We start from the raw sequence: 16,178 nt of genomic DNA, 5'->3' as shown, positions 1-16,178 counted from the left end.
CGATGTGACGGGACGCTATGCAAGCAGCGTCAACCCGCGTAGAAACAGCGCCCGCAAGCCTGGCGGTAACTCTCGTTGCCGCCTATGCTGATCTGCTCGCCTTCCTTGATGCGGCGGCCCTGCTCGTCCACGCGGATGTTCATCGTGGCCTTCTTGCCGCAAGTACAAATATTTTTTAACTCTTCAATATCGTCGGCCAGCGCCAGCAGGTAGGCCGAGCCGGGGAACGGTTCACCCTTGAAATCCGTGCGCAAGCCGTAGCAGATGACGGGCACGCCCTTCACTTGCGCCAGCTGGTGCAGCTGCTGCACCTGGGCCGTGCTGAGAAATTGCGCCTCATCCACCAGCAAACAGGCCACCCGGGGAATATCGTCGAGGAAATTCGTGTCCGCATGGAAGATATCGACCTGGCGCTGCGGGCCCAGGCGCGAGGTGACCCGGCCCACGCCGTAGCGGCTGTCGATGGCGGCCGTGTACAGGCGCACCTGCTGGCCCTGCTCTTCGTAGTTGTGCGCGACCTGCAACAAGGCCGTCGACTTGCCCGCGTTCATTGCGGAATACCGGAAATAAAGTTTTGCCACTGCCGCCTGCCCTGTTCGTCTGGTTTTTCAAAGATACTGTTCAGTACCTTTTCGAGGCGTGATTATAAATCGCAATGGCGGGCTTGCGGCAGCTTAATAAGCATGCCATTGGCGCGGCAAGCGGGCAAAAAACGGCGCATACTCGCATCGCGCACCTTGCCGCCGTTATGCGCAGCGCGCATATGCAAGCATATAAACATTCGTTCGCCGCACTCGTCCACCCGCCTACACTGCGCGGCACGGAAGGCGGCTCGGGACACAATCCTGAGCGGCTGTTTCTTTGACAGGAGCCACCATGAATGATCGAATGCCATCCCCCTCCCAGCCGCCGGCGCTATACAAGCTGATCGGCAACACCCCGCTGGTCGAAGTGACCAGACTGGACACCGGGCCGTGCCAGCTGTTCCTGAAACTGGAATCGCAAAATCCCGGCGGTTCCATCAAGGACCGCATCGGCCTGTCCATCATCGAAGCGGCCGAAGCGGACGGCCGCCTGCGGCCGGGCGGCACCATTGTCGAGGCCACCGCCGGCAATACCGGCATCGGCCTGGCCCTGGTGGGCCGCATCAAGGGCTACCGCGTGATTCTCGTCGTGCCCGACAAGATGTCGATGGAAAAAGTGCTGCATTTGAAGGCGCTGGGCGCCGAAGTGCACACCACGCGCTCGGACGTGGGCAAGGGCCATCCCGAGTACTACCAGGACTACGCGGCACGCCTGGCGCGCGAACTGCCGGGCGCCTTCTTCGCCGACCAGTTCAACAATCCCGCCAACCCGCTGGCCCACGAAACGACGACGGCTCCCGAAATCTGGGAGCAAACTGGCCATGACGTCGACGCCATCGTCGTCGGCGTCGGCTCGTCCGGCACCTTGACGGGCCTGACGCGCTACTTCCGCAAGGCGCAGCCGAAGCTCGAATTCGTGCTGGCCGACCCGCAAGGCTCCATCCTCACGGAATACATCGACACGGGCAAAGTCAGCGACACGAGCGGCTCGTGGGCCGTCGAAGGCATCGGCGAAGATTTCATCCCGGCCATCGCCGACATGGACAGCGTCACGAAAGCCTACACCATCACGGACCAGGAAAGTTTTGATTCCGCGCGCGCCCTGCTGCGCGCCGAAGGTATTTTAGGCGGTTCGTCCACGGGCACCCTGCTGTCCGCCGCCCTCAAATACTGCCGCGAACAGACGACGCCCAAGCGCGTCGTCACCTTTGTCTGCGATACGGGCACGCGCTACCTGTCGAAGGTGTACAACGATGGCTGGATGCGCGACCAGGGTTTGCTGCAGCGCGCGCGCTCGGGCGACTTGCGCGACCTGATCGGGCGCCGCTACGACGAAGGCGACGTCGTCAGCGTGGCGCCGGGCGACACCCTGCTGACCGCTTTCAACCGCATGCGCGCCAGCGACCTGGCGCAGCTGCCCGTCATCGACGGCGGCAAACTGGTCGGCATTCTCGACGAATCGGACTTGCTGCTGCACGTCTCGGGCGACGCCACGCATTTCGCGGGTCTGGTGGGCGCCACCATGACGACGCAGATCGAAACCCTGGCGCCATCGAGCGGCTTGCCCGCCCTGCGCGCCACGCTGGACCGGGGCCTGACGGCCGTCGTCGCCGACGATAGCGGCTTCTATGGCCTGATCACCCGCTTCGACCTTCTCAACCACTTACGCAGGACTTTATCTTGAGCCAAGACATCCCCCGCAAGAGCCATCTGGCCACCCGCGTCATCCACGCCGGCCAGTCGCCCGACCCGTCGACGGGCGCCATCATGCCGCCCATTTACGCCACCTCCACCTTCGTGCAGGACAGCCCCGGCGTGCACAAGGGCCTCGATTACGGCCGCTCGCACAATCCCACGCGCTGGGCGCTCGAGCGCTGCGTGGCCGACCTGGAAGGCGGCAGCGCCGCGTTCGCGTTCGCCTCGGGCCTGGCCGCCATCTCGTCCGTGCTGGAATTGCTGGACGCGGGCAGCCACATCGTCGCCGGCGACGACATGTACGGCGGCACGTATCGACTGTTTGAGCGCGTGCGCCGCCGCTCCGCCGGCCACGCATTCACGTACGTCGACCTGACGAATCCGGAAAACCTGCTGGCCGCGCTGCGCCCGGAAACGAAGATGGTGTGGGTCGAGACGCCGACCAACCCGATGCTGAAACTGGCCGATTTGCGGGCGATCGCCGACATCTGCCGCGAGCGGGGCATCATCGCCGTGGCCGACAATACCTTTGCCAGTCCGCTGGTGCAGCGCCCCTGGAACACGGTTTCGACATCGTCGTGCACTCGACCACCAAGTATTTGAACGGCCACTCGGACATCATCGGCGGCATCGCCATCGTCGGCGCGGAAGAGCGCCAGGCCGAATGGCGCGAGCAGCTGGGCTTTTTGCAAAACTCGGTGGGCGCGATTGCCGGGCCGTTCGACAGCTTCCTCGCCTTGCGCGGCGTGAAAACCCTGGCCATCCGCATGCAGCGCCATTGCGCAAGCGCCCTGGCGCTGGCGCAGTGGCTGGAGCAGCAAAAGGAAATGAAAACCGTATTTTATCCGGGGCTGGCATCGCACCCCCAGCATGCGCTGGCGCAGCGCCAGATGGATGGTTTCGGCGGCATCATCTCGATCGACCTCGACACGGACCTGGCGGGCGCGCGGCGCTTCCTGGAGCGCTGCGAAGTGTTCGCCCTGGCCGAAAGCCTGGGCGGCGTGGAAAGCCTGATCGAGCACCCTGCCCTGATGACGCATGCCAGCATTCCCGCCGAACAGCGGGCCAAGCTGGGCATCGGCGACGGCTTGATCCGCCTGTCGGTGGGGATCGAGGATATCGAGGATTTGCGCCACGATTTGCGCACGGCGCTCGACGCGATTTGAGGGAAGAGGTGTCGGATTACGCTGCGCTAATCCGACCTACGGCATACTGAGGACGGTAGGTCGGATTAGCCCGCAAGGGCGTAATCCGACATACCACAAACCTCACTCCCCCGGCCGGTACCGGCGCTCCAGGTGCTGTTCCACCTGATCCGGATAAAACAGCACTTCCTTGAACTCGCCCCGCGCATACATGGCCGCCTGGTCCTGGAAATGCGGCGACTTGGGGTCGCCGCTCTGGCCGCCGGCCAGGATGCTCTTCGCCCTGATGCGCGGACCGAATTCCACGGCCGCGACAAAGCTGTTGCCGCGTTCGCCGTATATCCTGCGGGTCGTGCTCTTGCTGCTCTGTCCATACGCGGCCAGCGCGCCCCAGTTGCCCGACGCGTAAGGCACGGGCAAGCTGGCTTGCGCATCGTCGAACGGCTGCACCACGTCGCCCGTCAGGCGCTGGAAGCGGTTGATCTCGCCCCACGGCGTTTGCCAGTGGCCGAAATCGCGCTGCAGTTTGTCCGCCGCCGTCGCCAGCGCCGCCAGGCGCTGTTCGCCATGCACCTTGTCCGTCGCCATGAAGTCGACCACGGGCACGCCCTGCTCGCGCGCCTGCTTGCCCGTCAATTCCGCCAGTTCCTGGCCCCAGAACACGGCCAGGGACGTAGCCGTGGATGTCAGCGAATAGCGCCAGTCCCAGGCCCGCAGCAAGGCGATCTTGTCGGCCAGCGCCCGCTGTTGCGCGACGCCGGCCGGCAGCGCATCGTAGGCCGCGAACAAGGGCGGCAGCAAGGTTTCAAAGGCTGTCAGTTCGCTGTCGTAGGACGCGGCGATCAGGCTGTCGAGCGTGAAACCGGTCTTGTTCTGGAAGACCTTGACGGCATGCAGGCCGCGCGCGTTTTCACCATACACGGACATGTAGGCGGGATAGTCCTGCCGGCGCGGGCTGTTGGCGCCCGCCGCCGAATACGGCCAGTTGTTCGTATTCTGGATCCAGCCATTCTTCGGATTGAACAGGGTAATGGTTTGCGCCACCGTGTGCAGCCCTTTCCATTCCGTGGCCGGATCGCTGCCGTCGACGGGCTGCTTCCAGTTGAAGCGCGGGTCGCGCACGGGGATGAAATTGCCGTGAAAGTAGGCGATATTGCCGTCCGCATCCGCGTACACCGTGTTGTTCGACGAATTCGTGCGCAGTTCCATCGTCTTGTAGAAGGCCGCGTAATCGCGCGCCTTGGTGCGCGTGTACGACTGCATGAGCGCCTTCAAGGGCGAGTGCATCAAACGCACGGCCACCCATTTACCATCCTGCGCACGCACGATGGGGCCATGGTGGCTGTAGTAGACGGTGATGGTTGTCGATCCCATGCGGCCATCGGCCAGTTTATAGGGCAAGGTGATCGGCACGGCTTTCAGGGGCCGCAGCCCGCCGTCATAACGGTAGTACCAAGCGCCATCGTGGTCGACGATGCTTTCCAGGTATTCGTCGATGACGTCGCCGCCGCCCGAGGTATGCATCCAGCCCAGGCGCTCATTGAAACCCTGGTAGACGAAGAACTGGCCCCAGGTGACGGCACCATACGCGTTCAAGCCTTCGCCGCTGGTCATCTGCACTTCGGGACGGAAGTAGAACGAGGTGTGCGGGTTGATCATCAGCAGCGCATGGCCGTTTTTGGTAATCGCGGGCGCGATGGCGAAGCCGTTCGAACCGCTCGGTTCGGGGTCCAATCCGGTCTCCACGCTGGCCAGCGCTACGGCGGCGGGCCTGGCCTGCTGGCCGTAGAACGCTTCGAGCTGCGTCAGGTTGACCGATTCGATATCGCCGCCGATGCTGCCCTCGCTGAAACTGAGGGCCATCCACGGCTCGAAATGCGCGATCAGCCGCGGTTTCACGTGCGGATGCGTGGCCAGGTAAAAATTCAGGCCATCGGCAAAGGCATCCATCAGCTTGCGCAGCCACGGCGGGCTGGCGCGGTACTGCGCCTGCAGCTCAAGCGGATCGATGAAGAGCTTCATGCGCAGGTCGCGGTACAGCTCCCGCTCGCCCTCCACCTCCGCCAGCCGCCCCATGGCATTGATATAGTTCAATTCCACGCGGGGGAAATCGTCCTCGGCCTGCGCATACATCAAGCCGAAGACGGCATCCGCATCGCTCTTGCCCGTCACGTGGGGCACGCCCCATGTGTCGCGCGCGATGCTGACATGGGCGGCCTGCGCCTGCCAGCGGGCCATGTCGGCAGCGGAAACGGCGGGCGCCGCCAACACGGGAGGTACGGCAACGGCGCCGCAGGCGATGGCGGCGAACAGGGCACGGCGAGCTGGCATGAACTACTCCAATAGTCAGGATGCGTCGATCAGGGCGGCAATCCGCTGGTTCAACTCCACATTTTCCGCCTGCAGCAGCGCCACCTTCTGCTTCAAACTGGCGATCTCGCCGCGCAGGCGTTCCGTTTCGGACGGCGCCTGGGCCGCGTTTTCCGCCCACGGTTCGTTGCCCGTCTCCGGCGTATCCTGCGACACGTGCGGCGCCTTCGGCTCGCGCGGCGTGCGCGTGGCGGCGCGCTGTTCGCGGATTTCCTTGGCCGCCTGGCGTAATAATTTTTGCCGCCGGCGACGGCCGCCACCTGCTCTTCCGGCGGCAGCGATGCCACGGTGGCCGCCGCATTGATGGAGATCGTGCCCGAACGGACGGCTTCCACCAGTTCCGGCGAGGCCGCCTTCTGGATCTTCTCGATCTGGCTGATCTGGTTGCTGCTCAATCTGGCCGCCTTGGCCACCTCTTCGCGCGTGCTCATGGGAGGCTTGGGCGCGTTTTCGCCATCGGGCGCGTCCTGGGCGCTGACGGGCGCCGGGCTGCGCGCCGCGACGATCTCCTTCTTGCGCAAGGCCAGCACGCCGCGCTGGAAGTCCGACACGCTGCGGCGCGCCAGGTGATTGTCGATCATCCACAGCATGACGTCGTCGAGCGAGGTAAAGCTGGTGTTCTGGATGGTCTTGAATTCGATGCCGTGCTGGCGGCAGATGGCGTAACGGTTATGCCCGTCGATCAGCACGTCGTTCCACAGCACCAGCGCGTCGCGGCAGCCCTCGGCCAGCAGGCTGCGCTCGAGCGCCGCGTACTCGCTGGCGGTGAGCGGGTCGATATACGACTGCAGCACCTGATTGATAGTGATATTCATGGTTGTCCTCAATATTGCGGCGCGATGGTCCGCGCCGGCACGAATGCTACACCATCCGCCGCCCCTGGCCGGGTAAAATCACGGCGGCACAGCTCATACAAAAACACGGACCATGAAAAGAAAGTACGCCACCGCGATCATTTTTGCCGTTGCCGCCGTCGGCTTCACCTGGGTCAGCCCCTACATCGCCATGTACCGCATCAGCATCGCGGCGAAATCCGTGCGCCTGGAAACCCTGGCGCAGCAGGCCGACCTGCCCGCCATCCGCGCCAGCGTGGCGCGCCAGCTGCGGGGGCGGGCGAAACGGCCAGCGCAGACGATTTCAAGGAAATGCTCGACACCATCGTCTCGCCGCCCGGCATCACGGTATTGATCCTGCACGGCAAGCAGGGGACGGACGGCAAGCGCCACGACTTCGGCATGGCGTACCGCTCGTGGAATGAGGTGGTGCTGCGGCGCGCCGGCGCCGGCCCCGCCGCCAGCCAGTTTCTGCTGCGCCGCCACGGCATCTGGGACTGGAAACTGATGGACATTACCCTGCCGCCGGAATTACTCTAAAGAAACTTGATCTAAAACAACACTTACCTAAACCGCTATATTGATTTTTGGAAATATTATGTAGAATACCAACGCTTCAGGCGCACCGGGTCGCCAGGCATCCGAGAGATTGCACGATGAAAAAAATGATGCTTCTCGCTGTAATGGCACTGGTCGCGCTGGCCGGCGTCTTCTATGGCAGCCCGTATTTCACGATGAACAAGATCCGCACGGCCACCATGGACGAGGATACGCAGGCGCTGGCCGCGCAGATCGACCTGGCCCAGTTGCGCGGCAGCCTGGGGCAGCAGCTGCATACCCTGTTCTCGGCGCCGGAAGTGGCCGACGACATCAGCCCCGACGTCATCGATCCCTTGCTCGACACCATGCTGATGCCCGAAGGCATCGTCGCCTTGATGAAGCTCAATGACCGCTACGAAAAACCGATCGCCAAGGTCAGCGACATCAGCGGCCGCAAACGCAACCCCAAGCCCGACTACAAACTGCGTTACACCTCCTGGAACAGCGTCGTGGTCCAGCGCGCCCACAGCAAGAGCCATATCGGCGAACTGACCCTGACGCGCGACGGCCTGTGGCGCTGGAAACTGGTGTCGGTGGCTCTGCCGAAGAACCTGCTGGCCGACGCGTAACACGCCGGCCATCGTATCGGCAAACCAGCGGTTATCCGGCACTGGACACTGCTATCATCGGGTTTTGATTTCCATCGGAGGCAGCATGTCGGACCTGGTACAACACGCACTGGCCCACGCGGGCAAACCGGCCACCACGCCTTGGGTGGTGACCCTGATCAGCGGTGAAAAACTCACCGGCCCCATTTCCCCCTCAGCGACGGCTGCTACGCCATCGGCCTGGGACAAATCAAGTACTTTTCCAGCGACAAGGTCGCCTGCCTGAACGTCTCGGGCGCGGGCGCATTTCCCATCTGACGGCCATGGCGATGGACGACGCGCAAGATAGCCTGGCGGCGCAGCTGCAGGCGCTGGAAGCGGCGCTGCAAAGCCAGGCGGTGCGCGCCGACAGGGCCAGGCTGGCGGCCCTGCTGGCCGACGATTTCGTCGAGTTCGGCAGTTCGGGCAATCTCTGGACGCGCGCGGCAACCCTGGCGGACTTGCCGGCGGAAGACTTTTGCCCGCGCAGCATCAGCGATTTCCAGGCCCGCCTGCTGGCCGACGATGTTGCCTTGGTTACCTACCGCTCGCAGCGCCACGCCAGCGGCGCCCTGCCCGCCAGCGCCAGCATGCGCAGTTCGCTGTGGAAATGGTGCGATGGCCGCTGGCAAATGTTTTTTCACCAGGGCACGCCGATTCCCGGCTGATCCCCTCCCGGACGCTTGTTCCCGCGCCCCATCCTGCGGCGTGGCGCGGAAACAAGCGTCCGTGCAGAAAAGTTGTTTTTTGGCACGCAAAATCTGATTGATTTACTGAATTTTCTGTGCCACAATGATTTTAATAAATAAAACAAATAAATTATTGAAATCGGTTTTTAAAGTAAAACGATCCTCACACCACGAATCCGTGTTTTGGATAGAGAAGCACTGCGTAGGGCACGGCCCGCTGTCAGGCAAACTCCTGTCACCTGTCCACGCAAGCCCCCTTTCTAATCGTCACCACGTATCTTGGGAGAGACATCATGGATAAATTCACCGTTCGCACCCAGCTGACTCTGGCTTTCGGCCTGCTGGTCTTTTTCCTCATCGGCATATCGGTTCTGTCCGTGCGGACCTTTTCCAACTTCAACGCCAGTTTTGACCAGTATGTCAACGGCATCACCGCCCGCGCCAATATGGCGCACCGCGTGCGTGACGCGATCGACATGCGTGCCGTGGCGGCCAGGAACCTGGTACTCGTCACCAAGCCGGAAGACCTGGAGATCGAACGCAAACAGGTCTTGCAGGCCCACGCCGATGTCGTCAAGAACATGCAGCATCTGCTGCAGCTGGCACAGCAGCCGGAAGTATCGGACGAGGTGCGCGGCGTCATCAACAAGATCGACGGCATCGAGAAACGCTATGCCCCCGTGGCGCTGGCCATCGTGGACCTGGCGCTGCAAAAGAAAACCGAGCAGGCCATCGCCAAGATGAACGAGGAATGCCGTCCGCTGCTGGCCGCCCTCGTCGCCGCCAGCGATGAATATTTCGCCCTGACGGACCAGCGTTCCGCCGTCATCCTGCAGGAAGACAATGCGCAGTACCTGCTCAACCGCAATATCCTCATCGGCGCCAGCTTGCTGTCCATCGTGCTGGCGGCCCTGGCGGGCTGGCTCATCACGCGCAGCCTGCTCAAGGCGCTGGGTGCCGAACCGAAGCAGCTGTGCGACGCCGTCAGCCTGCTGGCCGGCGGCGACCTGACCGGCAAACTCAGCGTTGCACCGCACGATACCGCCAGCGTGCTGTCGGCGCTGCAGCGCATGCAGGTGTCGCTCACCTCGGTGGTGTCCTCCGTGCGCCAGGATTCCGACACGGTCGCCCTTGCCGCCGAGGAAATTTCCACCGGCAACAGCGACCTGTCCTTGCGCACGGAACAGCAAGCCAGTTCACTGGAAGAAACTGCTTCCTCGATGGAAGAACTCACCAGCACCGTACGCAAGAATGCGGAAAACGCCCGCGAAGCCAATGTGCTGGCCACAACCGCATCGGACGTCGCCAGCAAGGGCGGCGCCGTGGTGGGGCAAGTGATGGGCACCATGGACCTGATCAGCGAATCGTCGCGCAAGATTGTCGACATCATCAGCGTCATCGACGGCATCGCCTTCCAGACCAATATCCTGGCCCTGAATGCCGCCGTGGAAGCGGCGCGTGCCGGCGAACAGGGCCGCGGCTTCGCCGTCGTGGCGACCGAAGTGCGCGGCCTGGCGCAGCGCAGCGCCAGCGCGGCCAAGGAAATCAAGACCCTGATCGACGACTCCGTCAGCCGCGTCGATGCGGGCGCCAGGCTGGCGGCGCAGGCGGGCACGACGATGTCGGAAGTGGTCGCCAGCGTCGCCCGCGTCAGCAACATCATCGCTGACATCACGATGGCCAGCCAGGAACAGTCCACCGGCATCGAGCAGATCAATCAGGCGGTGGCCCAGATGGACAGCGTCACGCAGCAAAACGCCTCGCTGGTGGAAGAAGCGGCGGCGGCGGCCGAATCGCTGCGCGACCAGGCCAGCCACCTGGTGCAAACCGTGAGCATCTTCAAGACGCACGACAGCCATGTGGCGGCGCACGCGCCAGCCCCCGCACGCGCCAGCGCCAAGCCGCTGCGCCTGGTACCGGCGCCCGCCAGCAGCCCCGCCAAGCGCCAGGCCGCGCCCGCGAAACAGCGCGCGGTGCAAGCGGAAGCCGTGACGGCCGGCGATTGGGAAGAGTTTTAAGCAGATAGCGGCATGCAGCCACGCATGCCCCGCTTCAACCGCGCAGGGGAGAGCCGCAGCCGGCCTCCCCTGTCGCGTTGCAACAACACACCGCTCGCATAAAAAATCCGCGGCAACTGTTGTATTTCTGGCCTCCGGATCCCGGTACTACGCCAAAACGGCGCACGTTTTTTTGCGCAGCCGCAGGAAAACCCAGCGTCCTGCCCCACCTCTTTTGCTCCCGCACAGGCCTGCCGGCACCTCACTATGCACCCGCCGGATATTGACGACAAATACGATTTTATTCGCGTATTGAGTCGAAACAGATATGAATGGCGGCAGCTGGAAAATGGCATGAATACTAAAACTTCCCGTGCTAGCATGATTTTTCGTCTAGCGGACTAGCGCCTGCCTGGACCTTTCGCACAACCTCGACCGACAGGAGCCGTTTCATGATGACACCGCATGCCAGCACCGTACGCCATACCCTGATTGCCCTGGCGATCGCCGCCGCCTTTCCCCTGCAGGCGCAGGCCCAGGACAGCGTCCCGGCGCCCGCCTCCGACGCGCCGGCCGCACCGGCGGCGCAGGCCGGTCCTGGCCAGCTGGAAACGGTGATCGTGACGGCGCAGCGGCGCGCGGAAAACATCAAGGACGTGCCCATGTCCATCGCCACCCTGAAGGGCGACAAGCTCGACACCCTGACGGCCGGCGGCGCCGACATCCGCTTCCTCAACAGCCGCTCACCCAGCGTGTCCGTCGAATCGGATTACGGCCGCACCTTCCCCCGCTTCTACATTCGCGGCCTGGGCAATACCGACTTCGACCTGAACGCCTCGCAGCCGGTGGGCCTGGTGATGGACGACGTGGTGCAGGAAAACGCCATGCTGAAAGGTTTTCCCGTGTTCGACGTCGACCAGGTCGAGGTACTGCGCGGCCCGCAAGGCACCCTGTTCGGCCGTAACTCGCCGGCCGGCGTGATCAAGTTCGATTCCGCCAAGCCCGTCTTCAAGACGGAAGGCTACCTGAGCGGCGGCTTCGGCAAGGATGGCATGAAGAGCCTGGAAGGCGCCTTCAACGTGCCCGTCAGCGACACGGTCGCCCTGCGCTTTTCCGGCCAGACGCAGCGCCGCGACGACCGCGTGCACAACCCGCGGCCCACCGGCACGCGCGACTTCGAAGGCTATGAAGACAGCGCCGCCCGCCTGCAGGTATTGGTCAAGCCCACGCGCGACTTCACGGCCCTGTTCAACGTGCACGCGCGCAACCTCGACGGCACGGCCACCCTGTTCCGCGCGAACATCCTGAAACAGGGCACGAACGACCTGGTCGACGGCTTTGATTACGACAACTACCCGACCGACGGCATCAACCGCCAGCACCTGAAAACCAAGGGCGCCAGCATGCGCCTGAAATGGGACTTGCCCGGCGTGACCCTGCATTCGATCACCGGCTACGAAAAACTCGATTTCTACAGCCGCGCCGACGTCGACGGCGGCTATGGCGCCGTGTACGCGCCGCCGATGGGTCCCGGGTTTATTCCGTTTGTCGTGGAAACGGCCGACGCGATCCCCAACCACAAGCAGATTTCGCAGGAATTCCGCGCCGAATCGTCTGCCCGCGGCCCGCTGCAATGGATAGCCGGCCTGTTCTACTTCAAGGAAGATATCCAGATCGACAGCTTCGGCTTTGACAGCCTGGCGCCCGGCAACCCGCAAAGCCCGAACTACGCCACGCAAAACCAGAGCTCGAAGTCGTACGCGGCCTTCGGCTCGCTCAACTACACGGTCTCGGACGCCCTGAAACTGCGCGCCGGCCTGCGCTACACGACAGACAAGAAGGATTTCTCCGCCAAGCGCGTGGAAGCGACGACGGCCGGCCCCTTCGACTTGCACGATACCTCGCACAACGTCAGCTGGGACCTGAGCGGCACCTATGTGCTGACGCCGGCAACGAATGCCTACGCGCGCATCGCCACCGGCTACCGCGCGCCGTCGATGCAGGGCCGCCTGAACGGCCTGGCCGACCGCCCCTCGTTTGCGGGCGCCGAGAAAGCGCTGTCCGTCGAGGCGGGCATCAAGCAGGATCTGTTCGACAAGCGCGCGCGCCTGAGCCTGGCCGTGTTCCAGTACCGCGTGAAGGACAAGCAACTGACGGCCGGCAGCGGCGCCGTCAACATGAACCAGCTGATCAACGCCGACAAGGCCACGGGCCGCGGCGTGGAACTCGACTTCCAGGCAAATCTCAGCGATTCGCTCAGCATGACCCTGGGCGGCAGCTACAACCACACGGAAATCCAGGACAAGAAGCTGTTCGTGCAAAGTTGCGGCAATGCGCAAAACAACCCGGCCAGCGGCTGTACCGTCACCGATCCGCTGGGTCCGTTCAAGGGCACGGCCTACATCGACGGCAACCCGCTGCCGCGCGCGCCGGAATGGCAGACCAACTTCACCCTGAAGTACAGCATTCCCCTCGCCAATGGCGAGTTCTATGCCTACACGGACTGGGCCTACCGCACCAGCTACAACTTCTTCCTGTATGAAGCGAAGGAATACAAGGCCAAGGAACTGCTCGAAGGCGGCTTGCGCGTCGGCTACAAATGGGACAAATACGAACTCTCCGCGTACGGCCGCAACATCACCAACCAGATCCAGTCGCTGGGCGCGATCGATTTCGACAACCTGACGGGCATCATCAACGAACCGCGCACGTATGGGGTGCAGTTCAAGGCGGTGTTTTGATGGCGGGAAGCGGATACCTGGCTGTGTCTGCGGCCCCTTCGCTCAGGCACAAGATGGCGTAACAAGCATCACCTGTGCTAGAATCTCGCCGCGCTGCCCGGATGGTGAAACTGGTAGACACTGGAGACTTAAAATCTCCCGCCTGTAAGGGCGTGCCGGTTCGATTCCGGCTCCGGGCACCAGCGCACAAAATTCAGAAACATCGAGAAAGCCATTAATCCCAATACAAGCAAGGGGTTAGTGGCTTTTTTTACGCCTTGGCACTTCTCTTAATCCCAATTAAACCCGACAAAAACCAGTAGCGGTTACGCCAGATTTACGCCGTGATTACGCAGGCGCCTCCATCATGGTGGAGGCGGGCCGCCTCGACATCAAGCACTGGCCGAGATACAGCACATGCCGGCCTACGCGGACGAGTTCTGGAAGTTGAATGACGGCGGCACCCTGCAGGCCGAATGGCGCACGCCCGAGGTAACGCCATGAGCGACGACCTGCACGCGCTGGAAGCTTGGGCTGGCACCCTGCTGGCCGAGGCGCAGCCTGCCCAGCGCCGCGCCGTCAATCACAAGGTAGCCATTGACCTGCGCCGCAGCCAGGCGCAGCGCATCAAGGCGCAGCAGGGGCCAGATGGCGCGGCATATCCGGAGCGCAAGCGGCGCAAGAAATTCAAGGGGAAGAATGGTCGCATCACGCGACAGAAGGCGGCGATGTTTGCCAAAATTCGCACCGCTAAGCATCTGAAAATGAAGGCGACCGGCGACCAGAGCGAGGTCGGCTTCTTTGGCTGGGTGGCGCGCGTGGCGCATGTGCATCAGTTTGGCCGGCAAGACCGCCTGTCAAAAAAAGGACAGATGTACAAGTACCCGGAGCGGCCGCTGCTGGGCTTGGGTGAACGGGATCGGACGCTGATACGCGAATCTCTGCTGCGTCATATGGAAAAAAACTAAGATTCTTCAATGCAAACTTCAACTGACATCAAGAAAAATCCAACAAGAATAAAAGATTGACAAAAAAAGATTTTAAAAATACATTTCGAATTGATGCTTTAAAATTATATTTGACCGAATACTAATCGGAGAATCTTTGAAAAATTGTCTAAATCGTGTTTGGTTTAACATATCCGCTGCACTTGTTTTGAGTGGGATTACTTCAATTGCCGTCGCCGCGAACGAACAAGCAAATCCCCCGCCTCGCGCTTATGAGGATAGGGTTTACATTAATGACCAGCGACCTCCAAATTACGGCGATACTCGACCGCGTACCCATGGATCGTACAGTCCGACAAATGGAAGTTAGGGTGGGGGTCGAAAATCACCGGCGAAGGAGAAGGCAAGCTCAGATGCCAATACGGCACCAAACGATTGCGAAGGAAAAAGCCCCTCGACATCGAATCCGGTGATCATTGCTACGGGCGAGAAATTCAAGACTGAGCATGACATCGTGGCCGAGGGCGAATTTAGTATGGGACTTGATAGAACCTACAAGAGTTTTGATACCTCTGCGCGCATGTTTGGTAATCGCTGGAATTCCACCTATGATTACGCTCCGCTGCAAACATCTGGTTGCTTCGGAGTTCCGTGGAGAGCTTACAAGCCAAGGAGTTCCCGATTAGAAGGCAAATATCCCAACTATGCCAGGCGCATATTTAGACGCCGTAAAAAAAGAAGGAGCAAACTCCTTTCGAGCACTAGACATGGGATTTAGAGAATGGGAAAAATTGCCACGCTTCCGGAGGTAGACCATGAAAAAATTTTATGAATTTATTGTTGTTTTCTTTGTTTTTGGATTAATTGGTTGTTATTCTGAGAAATTTATAGACATTAGCAATGAAGAAGGCTACTCCAAATTGATCGGAAAAACCTATGAAATTACAGGACCGATAATTGGCCATGGAATCAGAAAAAACTCAAATGCGCCAGTTGACTATGTCACGTTGATGCCTCCCCTGGCATAGGTGGACATCAGATTGCATTTGCCAATTTAGTTCCTATTGGATCAAAAATTAAGATTGTCAAAGTCTTAAAAAGCAATCGATTGATCGACTCAGATATAACTTTAATTATTGAGATCTACGAAGGCAATTTCACATCAAATGTTCCTATAAGAATTGATCTAACAAGAGGTAATGAAGGAAATAAGTCCACGTTATTGAACGAGAAATTTTATAGAAATATAGACAACTAACGATTATAAAACCATTAACTCGCTTATCAACCCGCCCCCGCGTGCATCCGCACGCGGACTTCGGCAACATGCAATGCATGAACGCCGACCTGTCCGACCTCCTCCGCTTGCTGCAAAACCTGATCCGCCTGGGCACCATTGCCGAGGTCAACGGGGCCAAGGCGCGCGTGCGGGTCGGGCCGACACTCACCACCGAATGGCTGAACTGGGCCACCCGGCGCGCCGGCAGCACGCGCACCTGGTCGGCGCCCACAGTCGGCGAACAGGTGATCGTCTTTTCCCCAAGCGGCGACCTGACGCGGGGCATCATCATGTCGGCGCTGTACTCGCAGGCGTTTGACGCGCCCGAAACCAGCGACACTGTCCACACCACGCACTACCACGACGGCGCCGTGCTGCAGTACGACCATGCGGCCCATGCCCTGACGGCCCCCTCCCCGGCGGCACGGCCACCATCACCGCCGACAAGGTGACGTCGAACGCGCCCAGCACCATTTGCACGGGCGACCTGACCGTCATGAAAAACCTGATCGTCATGCAATCGGCCACCGTCAGCGGCGCCACCGCGCTGAACGGCGGCGTAAACGCCAAGGCCGGCGCCGCTGGCGGCGACCAGTCAGGCGGGCCGCTGCCATGATGGGCATGCACACCGCCATCGGGCGCAGCCTGATGGACTTGGGCCACCTGCACCAGTCGGTTGCCGGCATTTTGACCACGCCTACCAGCACGCGCATCCGCCATCTGCACTAATTC

15 protein-coding genes, 1 tRNA gene and 2 pseudogenes are annotated in these 16,178 nt (G+C 61.5%); 15 read left to right on the top strand and 3 right to left on the bottom strand.

Going from position 1 to position 16,178, the window contains the following annotated elements:
• Positions 1–29: 29 nt before the first annotated feature.
• Positions 30–581 (bottom strand): thymidine kinase, encoded by a 552-nt coding sequence (locus ACRHIG_RS14880; protein ID WP_489630622.1) that lies wholly within the window; start codon positions 579–581, stop codon positions 30–32.
• A 295-nt stretch (positions 582–876) separates the two neighbouring features.
• Here ACRHIG_RS14880 and ACRHIG_RS14875 point away from each other — a divergent pair, with 295 nt between their 5' ends.
• Together ACRHIG_RS14875 and ACRHIG_RS14870 are read left to right on the top strand one after the other, a co-directional pair.
• Positions 877–2,268, top strand: coding sequence for a pyridoxal-phosphate dependent enzyme (locus ACRHIG_RS14875; protein ID WP_489630621.1), 1,392 nt, complete (start codon positions 877–879; stop codon positions 2,266–2,268).
• A pseudogene (locus ACRHIG_RS14870) lies at positions 2,265–3,445 on the top strand (trans-sulfuration enzyme family protein). Before ACRHIG_RS14875 ends, ACRHIG_RS14870 begins: the two are co-directional and overlap by 4 nt.
• A gap of 102 nt (positions 3,446–3,547) precedes the next feature.
• Here ACRHIG_RS14870 and ACRHIG_RS14865 read toward each other — a convergent pair.
• Positions 3,548–5,755 (bottom strand): penicillin acylase family protein, encoded by a 2,208-nt coding sequence (locus tag ACRHIG_RS14865; RefSeq protein WP_489630620.1) that lies wholly within the window; start codon positions 5,753–5,755, stop codon positions 3,548–3,550.
• A 15-nt stretch (positions 5,756–5,770) separates the two neighbouring features.
• A pseudogene (locus tag ACRHIG_RS14860) lies at positions 5,771–6,609 on the bottom strand (hypothetical protein).
• Positions 6,610–6,721: 112 nt separating this feature from the next.
• On the opposite strand from ACRHIG_RS14860, the gene ACRHIG_RS14855 reads away from it, so the two are divergent.
• From ACRHIG_RS14855 to ACRHIG_RS14795, 13 genes are all read left to right on the top strand, one after another.
• Positions 6,722–6,982, top strand: coding sequence for a DUF2939 domain-containing protein (locus tag ACRHIG_RS14855; RefSeq protein WP_489630619.1), 261 nt, complete (start codon positions 6,722–6,724; stop codon positions 6,980–6,982).
• On the top strand, positions 6,940–7,167 hold the full coding sequence (locus ACRHIG_RS14850; RefSeq protein ID WP_489630618.1) for a hypothetical protein: 228 nt from the start codon (positions 6,940–6,942) through the stop codon (positions 7,165–7,167). Before ACRHIG_RS14855 ends, ACRHIG_RS14850 begins: the two co-directional genes overlap by 43 nt.
• Before the next feature lie 116 nt (positions 7,168–7,283).
• Positions 7,284–7,796 (top strand): DUF2939 domain-containing protein, encoded by a 513-nt coding sequence (locus ACRHIG_RS14845; RefSeq protein ID WP_489630617.1) that lies wholly within the window; start codon positions 7,284–7,286, stop codon positions 7,794–7,796.
• An 85-nt stretch (positions 7,797–7,881) separates the two neighbouring features.
• Positions 7,882–8,061 (top strand): hypothetical protein, encoded by a 180-nt coding sequence (locus ACRHIG_RS14840; RefSeq protein ID WP_489630616.1) that lies wholly within the window; start codon positions 7,882–7,884, stop codon positions 8,059–8,061.
• A gap of 37 nt (positions 8,062–8,098) precedes the next feature.
• On the top strand, positions 8,099–8,482 hold the full coding sequence (locus ACRHIG_RS14835) for a nuclear transport factor 2 family protein (RefSeq protein ID WP_489630615.1): 384 nt from the start codon (positions 8,099–8,101) through the stop codon (positions 8,480–8,482).
• 314 nt (positions 8,483–8,796) lie between these two features.
• Positions 8,797–10,521: a methyl-accepting chemotaxis protein gene (locus ACRHIG_RS14830; protein ID WP_489630614.1), complete on the top strand. Its 1,725-nt coding sequence runs from the start codon at positions 8,797–8,799 to the stop codon at positions 10,519–10,521.
• 434 nt (positions 10,522–10,955) lie between these two features.
• Positions 10,956–13,241, top strand: coding sequence for a TonB-dependent receptor (locus tag ACRHIG_RS14825; RefSeq protein ID WP_489630805.1), 2,286 nt, complete (start codon positions 10,956–10,958; stop codon positions 13,239–13,241).
• Between the two features lie 95 nt (positions 13,242–13,336).
• A tRNA-Leu gene (locus ACRHIG_RS14820) sits at positions 13,337–13,423 on the top strand.
• A gap of 297 nt (positions 13,424–13,720) precedes the next feature.
• On the top strand, positions 13,721–14,188 hold the full coding sequence (locus ACRHIG_RS14815) for a phage virion morphogenesis protein (protein WP_489630613.1): 468 nt from the start codon (positions 13,721–13,723) through the stop codon (positions 14,186–14,188).
• 448 nt (positions 14,189–14,636) lie between these two features.
• Entirely contained in the window at positions 14,637–14,945 is a 309-nt protein-coding gene (locus ACRHIG_RS14810; RefSeq protein WP_489630612.1) for a DUF6531 domain-containing protein, read from the top strand.
• A gap of 37 nt (positions 14,946–14,982) precedes the next feature.
• Positions 14,983–15,195 (top strand): hypothetical protein, encoded by a 213-nt coding sequence (locus tag ACRHIG_RS14805; protein WP_489630611.1) that lies wholly within the window; start codon positions 14,983–14,985, stop codon positions 15,193–15,195.
• 271 nt (positions 15,196–15,466) lie between these two features.
• On the top strand, positions 15,467–15,898 hold the full coding sequence (locus tag ACRHIG_RS14800) for a phage baseplate assembly protein V (RefSeq protein ID WP_489630610.1): 432 nt from the start codon (positions 15,467–15,469) through the stop codon (positions 15,896–15,898).
• Positions 15,895–16,062: a hypothetical protein gene (locus ACRHIG_RS14795; protein ID WP_489630609.1), complete on the top strand. Its 168-nt coding sequence runs from the start codon at positions 15,895–15,897 to the stop codon at positions 16,060–16,062. The genes ACRHIG_RS14800 and ACRHIG_RS14795 overlap by 4 nt, the downstream gene beginning before the upstream one ends.
• Positions 16,063–16,178: the final 116 nt, after the last annotated feature.

This window comes from Janthinobacterium sp. C22 (assembly GCF_057919405.1).
The sequence above is the reverse complement of the archived record's forward strand: the minus strand, read 5'-3'. Positions and strand labels throughout refer to the sequence as shown.

Bases quoted from the DNA above. Each gene is read 5' to 3' on its own strand.
- ACRHIG_RS14840 (WP_489630616.1), top strand. From the start codon at position 7,882: ATGTCGGACCTGGTACAACACGCACTGGCCCACGCGGGCAAACCGGCC.
- ACRHIG_RS14855 (WP_489630619.1), top strand. From the start codon at position 6,722: ATGAAAAGAAAGTACGCCACCGCGATCATTTTTGCCGTTGCCGCCGTC.
- ACRHIG_RS14830 (WP_489630614.1), top strand. From the start codon at position 8,797: ATGGATAAATTCACCGTTCGCACCCAGCTGACTCTGGCTTTCGGCCTG.
- ACRHIG_RS14850 (WP_489630618.1), top strand. From the start codon at position 6,940: ATGCTCGACACCATCGTCTCGCCGCCCGGCATCACGGTATTGATCCTG.
- ACRHIG_RS14835 (WP_489630615.1), top strand. From the start codon at position 8,099: ATGGCGATGGACGACGCGCAAGATAGCCTGGCGGCGCAGCTGCAGGCG.
- ACRHIG_RS14845 (WP_489630617.1), top strand. From the start codon at position 7,284: ATGAAAAAAATGATGCTTCTCGCTGTAATGGCACTGGTCGCGCTGGCC.
- ACRHIG_RS14805 (WP_489630611.1), top strand. From the start codon at position 14,983: ATGAAAAAATTTTATGAATTTATTGTTGTTTTCTTTGTTTTTGGATTA.
- ACRHIG_RS14865 (WP_489630620.1), bottom strand. From the start codon at position 5,755: ATGCCAGCTCGCCGTGCCCTGTTCGCCGCCATCGCCTGCGGCGCCGTT.
- ACRHIG_RS14875 (WP_489630621.1), top strand. From the start codon at position 877: ATGAATGATCGAATGCCATCCCCCTCCCAGCCGCCGGCGCTATACAAG.
- ACRHIG_RS14815 (WP_489630613.1), top strand. From the start codon at position 13,721: ATGAGCGACGACCTGCACGCGCTGGAAGCTTGGGCTGGCACCCTGCTG.
- ACRHIG_RS14825 (WP_489630805.1), top strand. From the start codon at position 10,956: ATGACACCGCATGCCAGCACCGTACGCCATACCCTGATTGCCCTGGCG.